Origin of the sequence: Conexibacter woesei Iso977N (assembly GCF_000424625.1) — a bacterium.
In the GTDB taxonomy this organism is placed as follows: Bacteria; Actinomycetota; Thermoleophilia; order Solirubrobacterales; family Solirubrobacteraceae; genus Baekduia; species Baekduia woesei_A.
This window is the reverse complement of the sequence record NZ_AUKG01000004.1, coordinates 182966-201400: the sequence shown is the minus strand read 5'-3', so window position 1 is coordinate 201400 and position 18435 is coordinate 182966. Positions and strand designations below refer to the sequence as shown.

The window sequence follows — 18435 nt, the reverse complement described above, 5'->3', positions numbered from 1 at the left end:
CAGGTGCGCGCGGCACCCCCGCGGCACCCTCATGTAGGGGTCGGCGCGCGCCGACCGTCCCCGCCCCTACACTGCTGAGCGCTCGATGGCCGAACGCCGACTCCATGGCCTCCAGCGCGTCCTCGGGGTCAACGCGCTCTTCTCGACCGCCTACGGCAACGTGGGCTCGTCGATCTACTACGCGTTGGGTCTCGTGGCCAGCTTCGCGCTCGGCCTCACCCCGGTGGTGTTCGTCATCACCGGCTTCATCTTCTACCTGACGGCCGCCACCTACGCCGAGGCCACGGCGATGTACCCGGAGGCCGGCGGCTCGTCGTCGTTCGCCCGCCACGCGTTCAACGAGTTCGCGAGCTTCTTCGCCGCCTGGGCGCAGATGCTCAACTACACGATCACGATCGCGATCTCCGCGTTCTTCGTGCCGCACTACCTCGGCGGCGTCGCGCAGGTCGACGCGCTGCGCCACTCGCCGGGCGACATCTTCTTCACGATCGGCCTGATCATCGTCCTGTCGGTGGTCAACGTGCGCGGCGTCAAGGAGTCCGCGGGCGTCAACATCGGCCTGGCCGTCGTCGACTTCCTGACCCAGCTGCTGCTGGTCGCGGTCGGCATCTTCCTGGTGTTCAAGCCCCAGGTGCTGATCGACAACGTGCACTTCGGCCTGGCCCCGACGTGGAAGAACTTCTTCGTCGCGATCCCGGTCGGCATGATCGCCTACACGGGGATCGAGACGATCTCGAACATGGCCGAGGAGGCCAAGGACGAGGAGAAGACGATCCCCGCGGCGATCAACCGCGTGGTGATCGCCGTGTTCGCGATCTACTCGCTGCTGCCGATGGTCGCGCTGAGCGCGCTGCCGGTCCACCAGGACGCGAGCGGCAAGTACGTCACGCAGCTCGGCCTGCCGGAGGACCAGGGCGGCTTCGCCGGTGACCCGGTGCTCGGGGTGGTCAAGCACTTCGACCTGGGGTTCCTGCAGGGACCGGCGGAGGTCTACGTCGGCATCCTGGCGGCGACGATCCTGCTGATCGCGGCCAACGCCGGGATCATCGGCGTGTCGCGGCTGGTGTACTCGATGGGCATCCACCGCCAGATGCCGGACCGCCTGCGCCAGCTGCACCCGCGCTACGGGACGCCGTACGTCGGGATCCTGATCTTCGGCGGGATCGCCTGCATCGCCGTGATCCCGGGCAAGGCGGAGTTCTTGGGCAACATGTACGCCTTCGGCGCGATGTTGTCGTTCACGATCGCGCACATCGCGGTCGTCAAGCTGCGGCTGTCGCAGCCCGACGCGCGGCGCCCGTGGACCGGGCCGGGCAACTTCCCGCTCAGGGGCGGCCGCTCGCTGCCGCTGTTCGCCGTCTTCGGCGGGCTCTTCACGCTGCTGGCGTTCATCGTCGTCACCGCGCTCCACGTCGACGTCGCGCTGGCCGGCATCAGCTGGCTGCTGCTGGGCATGGTGATCTACCCGATCTACCGCCACCGCCAGGGCCTGGACCTGACGACGACCACGAAGGTCGCGATCCAGGGGCCGGTCGTCGAGCACGAGGCGGAGTACGAGAGCGTGTTGGTGGCCTTGGACGCCACGCAGCCCTACTCGAAGGGCGCGATCGCCACGGCCGCCAAGCTCGCGGCGCGGCGCCGGCGCGGCATCCACCTGTTGGTGTACATGGCGGTGCCGCAGTCGTCGCCGATCGATGCGTCGTTCCCGGAGGCCGAGGCGGCGGCCGAGTCGATCATCGAGCAGGCGCGCCTGCAGGGCGGCCGGCGCGTGACCGGGCACATCGAGAAGGTCCGCCTCGGCCAGGCCGGGCGCCTGATCGTCAAGGAGGCGCGCGCGCTGCACGCGCAGGCGATCGTCGCGCCGCTGCCGCCGCGCACCGGCGGGACCCTGTTCGGCAAGACGCTGGAGACCGTGCTGGCCGAGCGCCCGTGCCGCGTGATCATCCAGTCCGATCCCGAGACGAAGCCGCCGCACCGGCCCGCGGGCATCGCGGTCCCCACCTGAGGTTGCGCGTAGCCTTCGTGCCCGAGATGCCCCCGCCCCGGAACCTGCACCGGTCGTCGACCGCCGTCCTGTCGACGCTGCTGGTGCTGCTCGGCGTGGCGCTGATCGTCCGGACGCTCACGGCCGGCGGCGGCGCGATCGCCTTCGGCCTGCTGCTGGGCGTGCTGTTCATCGCCGCGGGCGCGGGGCGGTTGTACATCAACGGGCAGCTGGGCGGCGGGCGGCGGCGTGCCGCGCGCGACGGCTCGGGCCCGCAGGACGGCGAGGGCTAGGTGCTCGGCAAGGGGCTCGGCCAGCCGGCGCTGTTCGCGATCGTCTACACGGCGGTCGCGTCGTCGATCTACTTCTCGCTCGGCGTGGTCGCCGACCACGCGCTGGGGCTGACGCCGGTCGTCTTCCTGGTCGCCGCGCTGTTCTTCGGGCTGGCGGCGATGACCTACGTCGAGGGCGCGGCGCTGCACCCGGAGCGCGCGGGCTCGACGGTCTTCGCGCGCTACGGCTTCAACGAGCTGGTGTCGTTCATCGCCGGCTGGGCGATCCTGCTCGACTACATCATCTTGATCGCGGTCACCGCGTTCAGCGCCACCAACTACCTGGCGGCGTTCTGGGGCGACCTGGGGCGCGGCTCGACCGAGATCATCGTCGCGCTGGGGATCGTCCTCTACGTCGCGGCGCGCAACATCCGCGGGTTCTCGAAGACGCGCGTGAACCGGATCGGCGCGCTGGTGATCGCCGACATCGGGCTGCAGCTGCTGCTGATCGTCATCGGGCTGGCGACGTTCTTCAACTACCACTCGTTGGTCGACCCGATCCACCTCGGCGTCTACCCGAGGTGGAAGGACGTCATCTTCGCGCTGGGCGTCGCGACCGTGGTGTTCACGGGGCTGGAGTCGGCGGCGGGGCTGTCGGGTGAGGTCGTCGCTTCGCGCGGCTCGCTGAAGCGCCTGATCGGGTCCGCCACGCTGGTCGTGATGGTGGTCTACGTCGGGATCGCGCTGGTGGCGATGACGGCGTTCCCGGTGGCCGGCAACGCGACGGGGATCTCGCGCTTCTACCTGGAGGCGCCGGTCCTGGGGATCGCGGAGTCGTTCGACACCGCGTGGGTGGCGGACTTCTTCAAGTACACCATCTCGATCGCGGCGACCGCGACGCTGATCGCGGCGTCCAACAGCGCCATGTTGGGGTTGTCGCGGCTGGCGTACTCGCTGTCGCGCAACCGGCAGATCCCGAGCGCGCTGGGGCGCCTGCACCCGACGCGGTCGACGCCGTTCGTGCTGATCGTCATCGCCGCGGTGATCGCGGGCGCGCTGATCGTCCCGGAGGACCTCGACTTCCTCGTCGGCATCTACGCGTTCGGCGCGTTGTTGGGGTTGACGATCGCGCACCTGTCGATCATCTCGCTGCGCTATCGCGAGCCGGACAAGGAGCGCTTCTACAGCGTGCCGCTGTCGGTGCGGTTCCGCGGCGGGTCGCTGCCGCTGCCGGCGGTCGTGGGCGCGGTGCTGAGCGGCGCGGCGTGGGTGAGCGTCGTGATCACACACGCGGGCGCGCGGTACGTCGGGTTCGGCTGGATGGCGTTCGGGCTCGTGACGTACGTCGCGTACCGGCGCACACAGGGCAAGTCGATCCTCAAGCGCGTGATCGTGCCGGAGGCGGCGCTGAAGCTGGAGCGCGACGAGCTGGAGTACGGGTCGATCCTGGTGCCGCTGACGGGCACGCCGCTGGACGACGACATGATCCAGACCGCGGGGCGGCTCGCGGGCGAGGACCACGACGAGGGGCTGGGCGAGGAGGCCGGCGCGACGATCGAGGCGCTGTGGATCTTCGAGGTCCCGATGGCGCTGCCGATCGACGCGCGGCTCCCGGATGCGCAGCTGGAGCGCGCGCGGGCGGCGCTGCGGCGCGCCAAGGCGGTGGGCGAGGAGTACGAGGGCGTCGAGGTCGCGACGGCGACGGTCCGGGCACGGCGCGCGGGTGCGGCGATCGTCGAGGAGGCGCGGCGGCGTGGCGTCCAGGCGATCGTGCTGGCGGCCGAGGAGCCGTCGCGGATCCGGGGCGGCGCGCTGCTGGGCGGGCGCGGCGGCCCGCTGGACAACTTCGTGGGGGATGCCACCAAGTACGTGGTGTCGAAGGCGGGCTGCGAGGTCATCCTGACCGCGCCGCCGTCGAGCGACGTCGGCATCGCCGCCGCCGCGGACCCCGAAGAGCACCCGGCGCCGGCGGCCGATCCGGCGCCACAGTCGATCTCGGCGGCGCCGCCGCTGCGCGAGCCGCCCGCTTAGCGAGGGGCGCTGCGGGCCCGGTTTGGCGGGCTGGCACGGGTGTGAGGTCTGATCGCCAGTCCTCTGGGTAATGTTCGCGGGGATGTTCATCCTCATCGTCGGCGCGGGACGCGTCGGCTCCTCCGTCGCCCGATCCGCGCTGGCCGCGGGTCACACCGTCTCGGTCCTTGACGAGGACCCGCTCAGCCACGAGCGCCTCGAGGTCGGCATGGACCGGACCTGGGAGGAGGCGGGCGGGCGCTTCACGGTCGGTCACGGCATGGAGGTCGACGCGCTGACCGAGGCCGGGATCCTCGACGCCGACGTCTTCATCGCCTCGACCGACGGCGACAACACCAACTTGACGATCTCGCAGATCGCGCAGAAGCACTACGAGGTCGAGAAGGTCATCGTGCGCGTCATGGATCCGGCCCGTGCCGCCTGGTACAGCGAGCAGGGGCTGCACACGATCTGCCCGACGCAGCACGCGATCGAGATGTTCACGTCGGCGCTCGGCGAGATCGGCTAGAGGGGGAGACGCGACATGTACGTGATCATCGCGGGCGGCGGCAAGGTGGGGTGGAACCTCGCGCGGGAGCTCATCGCCAAGGGCAACGAGGTGACGCTGATCGAGTCCACCCGGACCCGGTACCTCACGATCGAGCAGGAGCTGGAGCACGCCGTCCAGTACGGCGACGCGACCGAGCTGTGGGTGCTGGAGCGCGCCGGGATCGCCCGCGCCGACCTGGCCATCGCCGTGACCGGTGATGATGAGGACAACTTGCTCATCTGCCAGATGGCCAAGGAGAAGTACCTCTGCGAGCGGATCATCGCGCGCGTCAACAACCCGCGGAACCGGTCGTGGTTCGAGCTGCTCGGGATCCAGCCGGCCGTGAGCGCGACCGACCTGATCCTGCGCCTGATCGAGCACGAGGTGCCGTCCTACGGGTTGGTGCACCTCTTGGATCTGCGCGACGAGCAGCTGGAGATCATCGAGGTCGAGGTGACCTCGTCGTCGCCCGCCGCCGGGCGGGCGGTGCAGGACATGCACCTGCCCGAAGGCGCGCTGATCATCTCGCTGCTGCGCGACGGCCGCGGCTTCGTCCCGAAGGCCGACACGGTCATCCAGGCCGACGACGAAGTGCTGCTGGTCCTCGACCCCGGCCTCGAAGACGCGATCACCGCCCAGTTCGCACCCGGAACCCTCGACGCCGCGTAGTCCCGCCCAGCGCCCTATAATCGCCCTGCGCCACACCTTTGCGGGATGGTGTAATTGGCAACACGGCTGGTTCTGGTCCAGTTATTCTAGGTTCGAGTCCTAGTCCCGCAGCTCTTCCGAAACCCCTGCACACGCAGGGGTTTCGTCGTTCCGGGCCTTGCTAATGGACGGGGTACTCCTGCCGGCGCACTTGACCCCTGGCGGGTTCGCTCACGGGCTTCTGAGAGTCCTGGCCCCAAACGGGCTGCGAGGAGCCAGCATGCGTCAGCGGGTCAAAGGGCCCAGGATCTTCCTCCGCAGCCCTCGGTGGGCGGTCGCGTTGTGGAACAACCGGGCCATCTTGATTGCGTCAAGGTCGGGGGGCAGATTCGTGGCAGAGATTGCTACGCCAAACGAGTGTCAAAATATGAGGTTTGATACGCCGTTGGCCAGAATGCCCAGCACGAAACCAAATAGGACATTTGCGAGTGGGTGAGTGCGAAGCCACGCTTCAACGCGAACAGACCAGGCGGGACGGCGACTTGCCTGCGCGGGATCTTCGACCCGGATGAATTCAACGGACGGCCGCTCCTGCAGGGTTCCGACCCAAGCTCCTAATCCTAAGAAGAGCGCAACAACCGTCGCGAACACCATGCTCCCGACGTTCCACAGATCCACGCTCCCGTGGTCCTTCACGTAGTTGAGGGTGCGGTCATCCAACTTAGTGCCGAGCCAGGATTGATGTTGGATGAACCTGTAGGCGATGTACGCGTAGAGAGCTAGAAGAGCGGCGCCCAGCACCCACTCATACCAGCGTGGTGGGCGGTGCTCGTCTCTATAAGGAGACTCCATCCTTCCTTCGTCGAGCATCTGTTCGAGTATTTGGGCTACTCCGAGCGCAAGAACTTCATTGGGCGAGCTGCACGTGACAACTACGCCTTCTTTCACAGACGCCAACACGTGAACGCTGTGGGGCGGATCCGCCCATCCGACAGTCGCTTCAATCTCTCGGACCTGCTGGACTGATACATCAGCGATCGACTGGCGAAGCGCACTTAGCGTGCCGTATGCAGCACGCCCATCCGGATAGCGGATCTCGGCCTCCAGGCTTGCCGAATCGGGCTCCGCGCCCATCTCTTGGGCGACCATCTCGGCGGCGCGTTCAATCGCGCGCACGATCTGGGAGGGCGTCCCGCGCCACGGGGCGACAGCGAACCTTCTCTCGCGTAAGTGGATGACCTCTGACATTGAACGGCAACGTACCCTCAAGGGCGTCGTCATGCTCGGCGCAGCAGCAGCCGCGCTCGGAGCGGCTCAGGACGGTCAGCGGCCGCCGCGCTGCGGGCGGGGTGAGGTGCCGCGGAATTGGGCGTAGGGCTTGAGGATCTCCGTCACGAAGCGGCCTTTGGAGGGTGCTCGGAGGAAGTTCTCGAAGAGTGGGGCGGTGCAGGGGTAGTCGTAGGTCGTCGAGCCGTCGCGGAAGCGGAGGTGGAGGGTCTCGGTGGGGGCGTCGTAGGCGTAGGCCTCGACGGCAGCGGACGTTGACGGGTGCCAGGTCGTCATGGGATGGACGATGGTGGAGGCGGCGGACAGGATGCTCAGGATGCGTCGCTGGATGCCGATTGCAGGGGTGTTGTGATGGAGCTTCCAGCAGGGGATCCGGCGCTGCTGCCGGCGATGCGGCGGGCCGGTGGTGAGATCGGCCGGCAGTTCGTCGATGTCTTCGTGGGGTTCCGGCTGCGGTTCCATGACGAGCGCGAGGCGTTCGCGTTCTCGCAGCACTTCCGGTTCGCTGCGCCGCGGAGCGCGCTCCGGCAGGAAGGCGCGGGTGTGGTCTGGGTCGGCTTCCACGGCTGGGCGTTCGATCCGCAGGATGCGCAGATGCAGGCGGCGCTTGCCGTCCGGCACTCCGCGATCAAGGCGAAGGTGCGCCACATCCCGGCCGCCACCGACGCCGAGATGCACCCGACCGACCGCCGTCTCCTGAACCCGGAGAAGGCGCGCAAGGAACGTGACGACCTGCTCGCCAAGGTCAACGAGGACGCGTCGCACATGCTCGACACGTCCCGGACCGCCCTCGGCGGCGCCTCGCCCAAGCAGCGCCAGATCGGCTCCGGCGCACCCTCGGCCCAGACCGGCGGCCCGGCCGCCTCGGCCAGCGCACCCGTCGACCAGTCGCCCGCGCCACGCATCTCGAAGGCCCCGCCCGGCTTCGACGCCGCCAGCGGCACCAAGGCCACCAAGAAGCGCCGCCTCTTCGGACGCTAGACCGCGCCCCGGCCTCAACGCGGCCTCGCCGTGGTCGATCACCCGAACTGGGGATGAGGATCCTTTCTGTCGACCGACGGCGGGTGACCCGAGCGCGGGAGCTGCTCGCGGTTCGGGCTGCCATCGGTGCGTGGGTCGTGATGGGGCTGCTCTGGGTGCTGTATCCGCACCTGCCGGGCGCCGATCGCGACCACCAGACGATCCTCAGCGTCGCCGGCGTCCTCGCGCTCGGCTGGGCCGGGACGCTCGCCGTCCTGCCGGCCAACCGCAAGCTCGTGATCCTCTTCCAGGTCGGGACGGTCGGCTCGATCGCGCTGGTGCCCGTGGCGATCGCCGCGACCGGCGGCTCGACCTCGCCGCTGCGCGCCCTCGCGCTGCTGATCATCGTCTACTGCGCCTGGTTCTACGACGGCAAGGTCGCGGCCTCCGCGCTCGCGCTGGTCACGACCCTCCACCTCCTGCCGCTTGCCTACGACCCGCACGCCTTCACGGGCCAAGGCCTGGCGGTCACGATCGTCCTGACCGTCGTCTTCGCCCTCACCGGCGCCCTGATGGTCGCCGCCCGCCGCGAGCTCGTCGCCCAGCGCGCCACCGCGCGCGCCGAAGCCCTGCACGACCCGCTGACCGAGCTCGCCAACCGCCGCGCGCTCTACGCGTGCCTGGAACGGCGTGCGCAGGGGCGGCGTGGGACCGACCGGCTCGGGATCGTCCTGATCGACCTCGACGGCTTCAAGCAGGTCAACACGATCCACGGCCATCACGGGGGAGACGCGGCGCTCACCGCCGCCGCGCGCGCCCTGCGCAACGCGGCCCGCGACACCGACCTCGTCGCGCGCCTCGGCGGCGACGAGTTCGCGATCGTCCTCCCGGACGCCGACCCCGCGGTCGTCCACGCCGTCGCCCAGCGCGCGATCGTCGCCGTCACCGCCGCCGCCGAGGCCCTGGAGCTCCAGGGCATCACGCTCGGCGCGTCGGCCGGCATCGCGATGCACCCCGACGACGCGAGCGACGCCGACGCGCTCCTGGCCGCCGCCGACGCCGCGCTGCGCACCGCCAAGCGCGCCGGCAAGGGCCGCGTCGTGACCAGCGCGGCGATCCAAGTCGTCTAACCCCCGCCATACGGGGGCCAGACGACTTGCGTCTCTAGGCCGCCGCCTGCTCCGCCCAGTCGCGGTACAGGCGCCAGTAGCGCCCCTGCGCCGCCAGCAGCTCGTCGTGCGTCCCGGACTCCACGATCTGCCCGCCATCCAACACGACGATCCGCCCCGCCTGCCGGATCGTCGACAGCCGGTGCGCGATCACGATCGCCGTCCGGCCCGCGAGCAGCCGTCGCAGCCCGTTCTCGATCGTCGTCTCGGTGCGCAGGTCGACGTTCGACGTCGCCTCGTCCAGCACCAGGATCCGCGGATCCGCGACCAGCGCGCGCGTGAACGCCACGAGCTGGCGCTGCCCCGCCGACAGCTGCACGCCGCGCTCGCCGATCTGCGTGTCGAGCCCGTGCTCCAACTTCATGATGAAGTCCCACGCGCCCAGCGCCCGGCACGCGTGCTCGAGGTCGGCGTCGTCGACCGCAACCCCTTCAGGAACCCCGAAGGCGATGTTGTCGCGCAACGTCCCGCTGAACAGGAACCCCTCCTGCGGCACGATCCCCATCTGCGACCGCAGCGACTTCATCGTGACGTCGCGCAAGTCATAGCCATCAACAACGACGCGCCCCGCCGTCGGGTCGTAGAACCGCGCCGCCAGCTTGGCCAGCGTCGACTTGCCCGCGCCCGTCGCGCCGACCAGCGCCACGGTCTGCCCGGGCGGGACGTGCAGCGTCACGTCCTCCAGCGCGGTCTTGACGCCCTCGGCCGTCGAGTACGAGAACGTCACGTCCTCGAACGAGATCTCGCCCCGCAGCGGCCGCGGCAGCTCCACGGCATCGTCAGCGTCGACCAGCTCCGCCTCCTCGTCGAGCAGCGCGAAGATCTTGTCCAGCGCCGCCATGCCCGACTGGTAGGTCGTGTAGACCTGCGACAGCTGCGAGATCGGGTCGAAGAACCCGTTCAGCGCCGCGATGAACCCGACGAGCACACCCACCGTCACGTCGCCGTTCAGGACCTGGTGCCCGCCGTACAGCAGGATCCCCACCGTCGCGATGGCCGAGACGAACTCCACCGACGGGAAGTACGCGGCGTTCAGGTTGACCGTCGTCATGTTGGCGCGCCGGTTCTCCGCGTTCAGCCCCGCGAAGACCCCGCTGTGCCGCGGCTCCTGCGCGTAGGACTTCAACACGCGGATCCCGCTCAGCGACTCCTGCAGGTACGCCGTCAGCGCGCCGATCGTCTCTCGTGTACGGGAGAACGCATCCGCGGACGCGAGCCGGAACACGAACGACCCCACCGCCAGCACCGGGAAGATCAAGAACGTCAACAACGCCAGCTCGACGTCGAACAGCAACAGGATCACGATCGACCCCACCAGCGTCAGCGACGCCTGGAACAGCGTCGTCACCGAGTCGGTGACCATCGACTCGAGGGCTTCGACATCGTTCGTCAGCCGCGAGATCAGCACGCCTGCGGGCCGCCGCTCGTAGAACGCCACCGGCATCTCCTGCAGGTGGCGGAAGACGTCCAGCCGCAGGTCCTGCAGCGCACGCTGCCCGACCCAGTTGGTCAGGTAGGTCTGCGCGTACGACGTGCTCCACACGACCAACGCCGAGATGATGAACAAGATCACGATCACCGTCAGCGCGCCCGTGTCGCCCTTGGTGATGCCGCGGTCGATCGCCTGCCTGGCCAGCGGCGCCGGGGCCAGTGCGGCCGCCGTGCCCAGGACCAAGGCCACCATCATGAGCGCGGTCCGCGACCTGTAGGGCCGCAGCAGCTCGACGATGCCGCGCAGCTTGCGCGCGCGCCCGCTCGTCGCCCTCAGGCGGCGCCGCAGGTCGTCGCGGCGGCTCAGCGCCTGCGTCTGGTCGGCGTTCAGCGGCGGCGTCACAGGCCCGCCACCTCGCGCTCGGGGTCGTTCTTGTTCAGGAACACCTGGTCCGGCAAGCCCTTCTCCACGATCTCGGCGTACAGCTCGGAGACGTCCAGCAGCTCCTCGTGCGTGCCCTGGGCGACGACGCGCCCCTCCTCGACGACGACGATCACGTCGGCCAGCGCGATCGTCGACAGGCGGTGGGCGATGACGAACGTCGTCCGGCCCGCCATCACCTCCCTCAGCGCGTCCTTGATCCGCTGCTCGGTCGAGGCGTCCACGGCGGACGTCGCGTCGTCGAGCACCAGGATCCGCGGATCGGCCAGCAGCGCCCGCGCGATCGCGACCCGCTGGCGCTGGCCGCCGCTCAGCGTCAGCCCGCGCTCGCCGACGCGCGTGTCGTAGCCGTCGGGCAAGGCCATGATGAACTCGTGGGCCTGCGCGCGCCGCGCGGCCTGCTCGATCAGCTCGCGGTCGACCACGTCGGCGCCACCGCGCGCGTAGGCGATGTTGTCGGCGATCGTGGTGGAGAACAGGAACGGCGCGTCGTCGACCACCGCGATCTGCGAGCGCAGCTCGGTCGGGTCGACATCACGCACGTCGACGCCGTCGATCAGCACGGCGCCCGACTCCACGTCGTACAGGCGCCCGAGCAACTGCACCAACGTGGTCTTGCCCGACCCCGTCGCGCCGACCAACGCGACGACCGTGCCGGCCGGGACGTCGAGATCGACATCAACAAGCGCCGGCCCCTGCGCGCCCTCGTAGGCGAACGTCACGTCGCGCAGCTCCACGTGCCCGTTGCCCTCCGGCATCGGGACCACGTCCGCCGGCGCCTGGATCGTCGCCTCACGGTCGAAGACCTCGAACAGCCGCGCGCCCGACGCGGTCGCGCGCTGCGCGAGCCCCAGCGTCATGCCCAGCTGGCGCATCGGAACCAGCAACATCAACAAGTACGTGTAGAACGCGGTGAAGTCGCCGAGCGTCATGTCGCCCGCGATCACGCGCCGCCCGCCGATCAGCAGCACGCAGGCCAGCCCGATCTGCGGGATGAAGCCGATCAAGGGCTGGTAGAACGCCGACAGCCTCGTCGCGATCATCTCCTGGTCGAACACGCGCGCGGTCGAGCCGGCGAAGCGCTCCAGCTGCCGGTCCTCGCGCGCGAAGGCCTTGACGACGCGCACGCCGCCGATCGACTCCTCCGCGTCGGCGGTCAGCTCCGCGATCCGCTGCTGGACCGCCTGCTGGGCCGGCCGCGCGCGGCGCCCGTAGCGCGAGGCGATCACGACGACGAACGGCACCGGCAGCAGCGAGATCGCCGCCAGCAGCGGGTCGACGAGGAACATCGCGATCCCGGCCAGGATGATCGTCAGCGCGGCCTGGAAGATGAAGACGATCCCGTAGCCGAGGAAGAACCGGACCGCGGCCAGGTCGACCGTCGCGCGCGACATCAGCTGCCCGGTCTGCTGGCGGTCGAAGAACCCCAGCTCGAGCCCGAGGAAGTGCGTGTACAACCGCTGGCGCAGGTCGTACTCGACGCCCAGCGACACGCGCCCCGCGACCAGCCGCCGCCCGACGGTCAGCACCAGTCGCGCCAGGCCGGCGGCGGCGATCAGGATCCCGATCCGGTTGAGGTCGTGCGAGTCACCCTCCCGGATCTGGTCGATCGCCCGGCCCGTGAGCCACGGGATCACGACCGTCATGATCATCGCCAGCCCAGCGAGCAGCGCCGACCAGGCGAGGCCGGTCCTGTACGGGGAGAGGAAGCCGAGGAGTCTGCGGAACGTCGACAAGAGATCTCAGTGTAGTTGCATGAGAAACGAACCCGCGCCATGTCAGGATGTCCGACCGTGCGCTTCGGCCTCTGCGACACCTGCGAACACCAGAAGCTCATCAAGAGTGGGCGAGGCTCCGTGTTCAGCATGTGCCAACTGGGCCTGAGGGATCCCGATTGGCCCAAGTACCCGCGGATGCCCGTGCAGCGATGTCCGCGGTACGCGCCTGTCTCCTCATCGTCGGACAATCCCAGGGTTCAGCCTTGACGGTGAGGCAATGAAAGCGCTCCATGAGAGACCGATACTTCCGAGCCCTCGGGCTCGGGTGCGCGTTCTGCGCGCTCTACGCGACCTCGGCAGGGGCCGCCACCACCACATCCACCGCACGCTTCGCGGCTGACGCCGCAGGCGGGCAGACGCTGGTCCGCGCGACGACCGGCGCCGTCTCGACGGCCGCCGGCGACGTGAGGGCCAGCACCCTCGGCGTGAAGGACGGCGCCGGGGCCACGACCGTGGCGCGGGCCGCGGTCGACCGCTACGCGTCGATGCTCGGGCTCGGCTCGGGCACCCAGCTGCACCAGGTCGCCGCCCGGCCGGACGCCGAGGGCACGACCGTGGTCTACGACCAGATGGCGGGCGCCGTCCCGGTCTACGACGGGCGCGTGCTCGTCCGGATCGCCGACGGCAACACCATCATGAAGTCGATCACCTCGTCGGTCGCGACCTCCGCGCCCGCGAGCGCGCCCGACGCGACCCAGTCGCTGACGCAGGCGCGCGAGGACGCGGTCGCCGGGATCCCGGACGCCGCGGTCAACAGCGGGCCGTCGCTCGTCATGTACACGGGCGTGCCGTTCGGCGCCAAGGCGGCGACGCTCGCCTACGTGACCGACGTGCGCTCGACCTCGCAGCCGGTGCGCAAGCTCGTGGTCACCGACGCCCGCACGGGTGCCGTGATCGACACGCTCAACCGCGTCGAGACCGCCAAGAACCGGACGATCTACAACGCCAGGGGCTCGACGAGCACCGGGTCGCTGGCCCGCAGCGAGGGTCAGGGCGCGACCGGCAACACCGACGTGGACAACGCCTACAACTACACGGGCGCCGTCTACGACTACTACAGGAACACGTTCGGCCGCGACTCCTACGACGGCGCCGGCGCGGGGCTCGTCAGCTTCGTGCACTACGGCGTCGGCTACGAGAACGCGTTCTGGGACGGCGCCGAGATGGTCTACGGCGACGGCTTCGCCGTCAACGACGTGACCGGCCACGAGCTGACCCACGCGGTCACCGAGCGCACGGCGGGCCTGGAGTACGCCGACCAGTCCGGCGCGCTCAACGAGGCGATCTCCGACATGGCCGGGTGGGACATCGACCCGGGCGACACGACGATGGGCGAGGACCTGCCGATCGGCGCGATCCGCGACATGGAGAACCCGGGCGCCTACGGGCAGCCGGCGACCGCCTCGCAGTACGTCTGCACGAGCGACGACGAGGGCGGCGTCCACACCAACTCGGGGATCCCGAACAAGGTGTACGCCAACCTGGTCGACACGATCGGCCGCTCGCAGGCCGAGCAGGTGCGCTACCGCGCGCAGACCACCTACCTGACGCCGCAGTCCGGCTTCGCCGACGCGCGCGCCGCGTTCGTCTCAGCCGCTGGGGATGTCGGCGCGAACGCGACGTCGGTCGCCAACGCCTGGCAGTCCCAGGGCGTCACCGCGACCTGGCAGCCCAGCTGCTAGCCAGGACCTCCTGAAGGACCCGCAGTACTCGCAGTGGCCCGGCGCGCCTCCAACTCATAGGGGTTGGAGGCGTAGCCGCGGTACAGGTAGGACAGCGGCATCGCGAGCGGCCTGTGCTGCATCTGCCAGACGTGGCACAGCTCGTGGCAGATCAGGTCGTCGCTCGCCTGCGCCAGCGGCGCGCGCAGCAGGATCAGGTCCCACATCGTGTAGCCATCGAAGCGCGAGAACCACGGCAGCCGGAACAGCCACGGCACCGAGAGGATCCGGACCGTCCGGCGCAGCGCCACCGGCCGCGGGTAGAACGACAACCTGTCGAGCCGCGCCTTGGCGGCCGTCAGCGCGGCATGCTCCTCGGGCCCCACGGCGTCAGCCGGTCGGCGACTGCAGCACGAGGTAGGCCGAGCCGTCCGTCTCCGACAGCGTGAAGCGGTAGGCGTAGACGCTGCTGGCCAGCGTGTCGACGGTCGACCTGTCGGGCGAGCGCGTGACGGTGGCCAGCGTCGGCGTCGTGTCCGACAGCGTCTGGCTCAGCGGCCGCGTGATCGCCGTCGCGACGCCCGGCGCGTCGCGCTGGAACAGCAGCGCGGTCGCCAGCGTCCCGTCGTTGACCGTCCTGCCGGTCGCGAGGTCGCGGTCGGTGACCACCGTCGGCGGCATCAGGACCACCGTCTGGGTCACGCCGAGGTAGCGGAACGAGTAGAGCGCCAGCTCCACCGCCTCGCGCTTGAGCAGCTGCGCGCGGCTCACGGAAGGCCTGCCGGACAACACGCACGACTTGCTCGGCTGCGCCCTCGCCCTCGGGGACGAGGGGTCGATCGCGCAGAGCTTGTACTGGGCGGCGACGCCGTCGAGCGTCTCGATGTTGCCGCCCTGGGCGTCCGGATGCTTGATCACGAGCGACGCGGGGAGGCTGGCGTAGGACAGGGGGCCGCCGCTGGCGAGCACGAGCTGGCGGCGGTCGGGCAGGTGGTACTGCTGGCTGACGTGGGTGGCGATCTGCTGGGCGGCCGCGCTGCCGGTGACCGCCGTCGGCTTCCACTTCGACCACGCCGGGAGCGTCTTCAAGGTGATGGTCTTGGTCGAGCTCGAACCGCCGAGCAGCGCGGCGAAGAAGAGCGTGACCGCGGCGGCGCCGCAGGCCAGCAGCGCGCCGAGGATGAAGTGGAAGCGCCCGGAGTAGCGCGAGCGCAGCGGCTCGGCGGAGGCGGCGACGTCGTCGCCGGACGCCGCGGCGACCTCGGGGGCGGGCGCCGCGACCTCGCGGTCGCCCTCGGCCTCGCCCTCGCCCGGCGGCGACCACAGCCGGTCGTGCGCGGCCGGCGGCTTCTCCTGGGGCAGCAGCTCGTCCGGGTCCCACTTCGGCTGCGTGCCCGCAGGGTCCGGCGGGCGCAGCCGCGGGTCGGGGCGCTTGGGGTCCTCCGGGACCGCGTCGTCGTCGCGCTCGTCGCTCACAGCTTCGGCCAGATCGTCTCGTCGGTCACGTCGATGGCGGGCGCCTCGAGCTCGGCCTGGTCGAGCAGCTGCAGCACCTCGTCGCCGTAGATCTCCTTGCGCTCGACGAGCACGTCGGCGATGTAGGCGACCTTGTCGCGGTTGTGCCTGATCACGGCGACCGCGGTGATGTAGGCCTGCCCGAGGATCTGGGCCGCGGCCCTGCGCTTGTACGGGTCGGCGAGGATCGACGCGATCGAGTCGCCGCTCTCGCGCATCCCGCGCGAGCGCGAGATGATCTTCATGCCGATGCGCTCGTAGCGCTCGAGGATCCTCTGCTCGGCCTCGTCGCGCTCCGTGTCGCTCGCGAACGACCGGTGCGACAGATCGACCGGCACCGGGCCCATGCCCGCGAAGCCGACCATCACCGCGGCGCGGTGGGTCACGCCCTGGATGTCGCCGCCGACGCCGGTCCCGTTCTCCTCGTAGAAGACGTGCTCGGCGGCCATCGCGCCGAGGCCCCAGACGATGTCGGCGACCTCCTGGTGGCGCCACTTGACGAAGCGCTCGTCGACCTCCATCACCTGGTGGTGGCCGAGCGAGCTGCCGCGCTTGCGGATCGACAGGCGGGTCGACATCACCGACGGCATGTACACGTGCGCGGCGACCGCGTGGCCGGCCTCGTGGATCGCGACCGAGCGCGACTCCTCCGAGATGTAGTCGATCTTCTGGGCGGTCCCGGACTCGATCGTCGTCATCGCCTCGACGATGTCCTGCCAGACGAACTCCCCGCGCCCGGAGCTGTGGGCGTAGGTCAGCGCCATCGAGCAGATCTGCTCGATCATCGCGGGCGAGTAGCCGTTGGTGATCCGTGCCAGCTCGTCGCGCTTGCGCGGCGTGTCGAGCGCCGGCTCGTGGGCGACCTTGCCGAGGTAGAGGTCGAAGATGTCGGCGCGGTCGTCCTTGGTCGGCGTGCGGAACCAGACGTGGCGGCCCATCCGGCCCGGGCGGATCAGCGCCGGGTCGAGGCGGTCGATCGGGACGTTGGTCGCGCCGATGAAGTAGATCTGCTCGGAGCGCGGCCTGGGGGAGGGCAGGCGCAGCGAGCGGCCCCGGACCCTGCGCGGGACCAGGTACGACGCGTCGAGCAGGTTGTTGATGCGGTTGGTCCAGAACTTCGACCAGAACCTGGGCTCGTCGACGCCGTCCATCTGGATCAGCAGCTGGTTGAGCGCCATGCCGCCGCCCATGCCGCCCATCCCGCCGGGCATGATGAAGTTGTTGATCGACCCGTAGACGCGCGCCAGCGACGGCGGCAGGACCTGGATCTGGCCGGGCGCGCGGCTGGCGAACAGGCGGTCGCGCCAGGCCTGGTTCTCCAGGACCATGTCGCCCGACGCGGACACCGCGCCCCACGGGCCGTAGAACTCCTGCTCGGTCTGCTCGCTGAACAGCGGCGCGAAGACGCGGGAGTCGGCGCCGTTGAGCGCCGCGCGGCGCAGGCCGACGGCGTCGATCTCGTCGATGAAGATGATGCACTGCCCGCCCCACTTGCGCGCGAGCTTGCGCGCCTTGCGGATCAGGAACATGACGACCACGACGTCCATCCCGATGAACGTCTGCGCGAAGCCGGAGCCCGGCATCGTCACGATCGGCGAGTTGAACGACGTCGCGATCGCCTTCGACAACATCGTCTTGCCCGTGCCCGGCTGGCCGATGAACAGCAGGCCGCGCTCGGGCTTGCCGCCGGCCTTCCTGAACTCCTCGCCGGACTGCCACAGCTCGATGACGCGGGTGACGTCCTCCTTGGGCTCGGACTGCCCGCGGACGTCCTCCAGCCGCACGCCCCAGTCGGCGTCGCCGGGCTCGTAGCCCTTCATCTGCTTGAGGCCGAAGAACAGCAGCGGCCCGAAGAGGATCGCGAAGTTGATGAAGAACAGCAGCGGCAGCTGGATCGCGAGGACGATGATCGTCGTCAGGATCTGGGGGTCGCTGACGCCGTCGGCGATGTCGTTGAGCAGCGCGCCGAGGGACTCGCCGGCGATCAGCGCGACGATCCCGAGGACGCCGAAGACGATCACCAGGAGCCAGATCAGGAGCCTGTACTTGCCGCGCCAGAACCACAGGCGCCGGCGGGCCGTCGCGTCGTCGAGCAGCGCATCGCGGTCGGCGCCGTAGAGGCTCGGCCGCGGGATCAGGCGGTGGGCGACGATGTCGATCAGCCCGCGGAAGGCCGTGACGCAGACGATCGTCGCCAGCAGCGCCCAGCCCCAGGGCCAGTCGTTGGCCACGACGAAGACGGCCATCAGCGCCGGTGCCGTCAGGACCGCGACGACCGTGGCGGCCCGGCCCAGCCGTCGCCACTCGAACGCCAGCGCCTGCCGCGCCGTGCCCTCCTCGCCTGCCATGGCGCAGAGGGTAGTGCTGGAGGACGGGTGCGGCTAGATGCGAGGGATACCGAGCACCATGTGCGGTGCTGCGGCGGGGACGTCGGCGTCGCGTGTGTCGGTCGCGACGGGCGCGGTCGGCGCGTCCTCGGAGAACTCGAGCGCGCCCCTGCACTTCGGGCAAGCGCCGAGGACCCTCAGGCCCTCGACCATCGCGGGGGTGTTCCAGGTGAACTCGCAGCCGGTGCAGCGCACCGCGAAGGCGTCGGTCATCGTTCTCCGCATCGGCGCGGCGCGCGGCGGGCTTGACTCGTTCGTTCGTCCAGGGTCGGAGTCCGAACGGCGTGTTCCGGGCCCGGAGTGCCGATCACCGCCGGTCGCCTCCAGTACGGTTGCGCGCT

16 protein-coding genes and 1 tRNA gene are annotated in these 18435 nt (G+C 70.0%); 9 read left to right on the top strand and 8 right to left on the bottom strand.

All coding sequences use genetic code 11. The features are described 5' to 3' along the window. The first annotated feature begins 85 nt into the window (after positions 1-85). From H030_RS35185 to H030_RS0125400, 6 genes are all read left to right on the top strand, one after another. The gene (locus H030_RS35185; protein WP_051223743.1) at positions 86-2005 is read left to right on the top strand and encodes an APC family permease; all 1920 of its coding nucleotides are present in this window, start codon (positions 86-88) and stop codon (positions 2003-2005) included. Between the two features lie 26 nt (positions 2006-2031). Next, positions 2032-2277, top strand: coding sequence for a hypothetical protein (locus H030_RS0125420; RefSeq protein WP_027008200.1), 246 nt, complete (start codon positions 2032-2034; stop codon positions 2275-2277). Next, complete coding sequence (locus H030_RS0125415; RefSeq protein WP_027008199.1) at positions 2278-4287, top strand: amino acid permease; 2010 nt, start codon at positions 2278-2280, stop codon at positions 4285-4287. Between the two features lie 82 nt (positions 4288-4369). Continuing rightward, complete coding sequence (locus H030_RS35180) at positions 4370-4795, top strand: potassium channel family protein (protein ID WP_035130058.1); 426 nt, start codon at positions 4370-4372, stop codon at positions 4793-4795. Positions 4796-4810: 15 nt separating this feature from the next. Continuing rightward, the gene (locus H030_RS0125405) at positions 4811-5485 is read left to right on the top strand and encodes a potassium channel family protein (RefSeq protein ID WP_027008198.1); all 675 of its coding nucleotides are present in this window, start codon (positions 4811-4813) and stop codon (positions 5483-5485) included. A gap of 39 nt (positions 5486-5524) precedes the next feature. Beyond that, a tRNA-Gln gene (locus tag H030_RS0125400) sits at positions 5525-5596 on the top strand. Positions 5597-5884: 288 nt separating this feature from the next. On the opposite strand, the gene H030_RS0125395 is transcribed toward H030_RS0125400, so the two are convergent. Next, positions 5885-6712, bottom strand: coding sequence for a hypothetical protein (locus tag H030_RS0125395; RefSeq protein WP_027008197.1), 828 nt, complete (start codon positions 6710-6712; stop codon positions 5885-5887). A 75-nt stretch (positions 6713-6787) separates the two neighbouring features. Further along, a complete protein-coding gene (locus tag H030_RS38655; RefSeq protein WP_155892271.1) occupies positions 6788-7372 on the bottom strand; it encodes a KTSC domain-containing protein in 585 nt (194 codons plus the stop codon). Here H030_RS38655 and H030_RS0125385 point away from each other — a divergent pair. Further along, on the top strand, positions 7346-7732 hold the full coding sequence (locus tag H030_RS0125385) for a hypothetical protein (RefSeq protein ID WP_155892270.1): 387 nt from the start codon (positions 7346-7348) through the stop codon (positions 7730-7732). The two genes, H030_RS38655 and H030_RS0125385, sit on opposite strands and share 27 nt — an antisense overlap. Positions 7733-7815: 83 nt before the next feature. Continuing rightward, positions 7816-8841, top strand: a complete 1026-nt coding sequence (locus tag H030_RS37910) for a GGDEF domain-containing protein (protein ID WP_196809272.1) — start codon at positions 7816-7818, stop codon at positions 8839-8841. Positions 8842-8875: 34 nt separating this feature from the next. Here H030_RS37910 and H030_RS35165 read toward each other — a convergent pair whose 3' ends face one another. After that, positions 8876-10714, bottom strand: a complete 1839-nt coding sequence (locus H030_RS35165; RefSeq protein ID WP_081691159.1) for an ABC transporter ATP-binding protein — start codon at positions 10712-10714, stop codon at positions 8876-8878. Beyond that, complete coding sequence (locus H030_RS35160) at positions 10711-12489, bottom strand: ABC transporter ATP-binding protein (RefSeq protein WP_081691158.1); 1779 nt, start codon at positions 12487-12489, stop codon at positions 10711-10713. Before H030_RS35160 ends, H030_RS35165 begins: the two co-directional genes overlap by 4 nt. Before the next feature lie 272 nt (positions 12490-12761). Here H030_RS35160 and H030_RS37905 point away from each other — a divergent pair, with 272 nt between their 5' ends. After that, positions 12762-14213 carry a M4 family metallopeptidase gene (locus H030_RS37905; RefSeq protein ID WP_051223740.1) on the top strand — a complete coding sequence of 484 codons (1452 nt, stop codon included), beginning with the start codon at positions 12762-12764 and terminating at the stop codon, positions 14211-14213. On the opposite strand, the gene H030_RS0125360 is transcribed toward H030_RS37905, so the two are convergent. The 4 genes from H030_RS0125360 to H030_RS39885 are packed head-to-tail and all read right to left on the bottom strand — an operon-like array spanning position 14210 to position 18307. Continuing rightward, the gene (locus H030_RS0125360) at positions 14210-14578 is read right to left on the bottom strand and encodes a hypothetical protein (protein ID WP_027008195.1); all 369 of its coding nucleotides are present in this window, start codon (positions 14576-14578) and stop codon (positions 14210-14212) included. The genes H030_RS37905 and H030_RS0125360 overlap by 4 nt on opposite strands. 4 nt (positions 14579-14582) lie before the next feature. Next, on the bottom strand, positions 14583-15668 hold the full coding sequence (locus H030_RS37900) for a hypothetical protein (protein WP_027008194.1): 1086 nt from the start codon (positions 15666-15668) through the stop codon (positions 14583-14585). Next, on the bottom strand, positions 15665-18055 hold the full coding sequence (locus H030_RS0125350) for an AAA family ATPase (protein WP_027008193.1): 2391 nt from the start codon (positions 18053-18055) through the stop codon (positions 15665-15667). The genes H030_RS37900 and H030_RS0125350 overlap by 4 nt, the downstream gene beginning before the upstream one ends. A gap of 33 nt (positions 18056-18088) precedes the next feature. Beyond that, positions 18089-18307, bottom strand: coding sequence for a hypothetical protein (locus tag H030_RS39885; protein ID WP_027008192.1), 219 nt, complete (start codon positions 18305-18307; stop codon positions 18089-18091). Positions 18308-18435 lie beyond the last annotated feature (128 nt).

Coding starts and splice junctions, on each gene's coding strand:
- H030_RS0125395 (WP_027008197.1), bottom strand. CDS start 6,712: ATGTCAGAGGTCATCCACTTACGCGAGAGAAGGTTCGCTGTCGCCCCG.
- H030_RS35180 (WP_035130058.1), top strand. CDS start 4,370: ATGTTCATCCTCATCGTCGGCGCGGGACGCGTCGGCTCCTCCGTCGCC.
- H030_RS0125405 (WP_027008198.1), top strand. CDS start 4,811: ATGTACGTGATCATCGCGGGCGGCGGCAAGGTGGGGTGGAACCTCGCG.
- H030_RS35185 (WP_051223743.1), top strand. CDS start 86: ATGGCCGAACGCCGACTCCATGGCCTCCAGCGCGTCCTCGGGGTCAAC.
- H030_RS37905 (WP_051223740.1), top strand. CDS start 12,762: ATGAGAGACCGATACTTCCGAGCCCTCGGGCTCGGGTGCGCGTTCTGC.
- H030_RS0125385 (WP_155892270.1), top strand. CDS start 7,346: ATGCAGGCGGCGCTTGCCGTCCGGCACTCCGCGATCAAGGCGAAGGTG.
- H030_RS39885 (WP_027008192.1), bottom strand. CDS start 18,307: ATGACCGACGCCTTCGCGGTGCGCTGCACCGGCTGCGAGTTCACCTGG.
- H030_RS0125420 (WP_027008200.1), top strand. CDS start 2,032: ATGCCCCCGCCCCGGAACCTGCACCGGTCGTCGACCGCCGTCCTGTCG.
- H030_RS0125350 (WP_027008193.1), bottom strand. CDS start 18,055: ATGGCAGGCGAGGAGGGCACGGCGCGGCAGGCGCTGGCGTTCGAGTGG.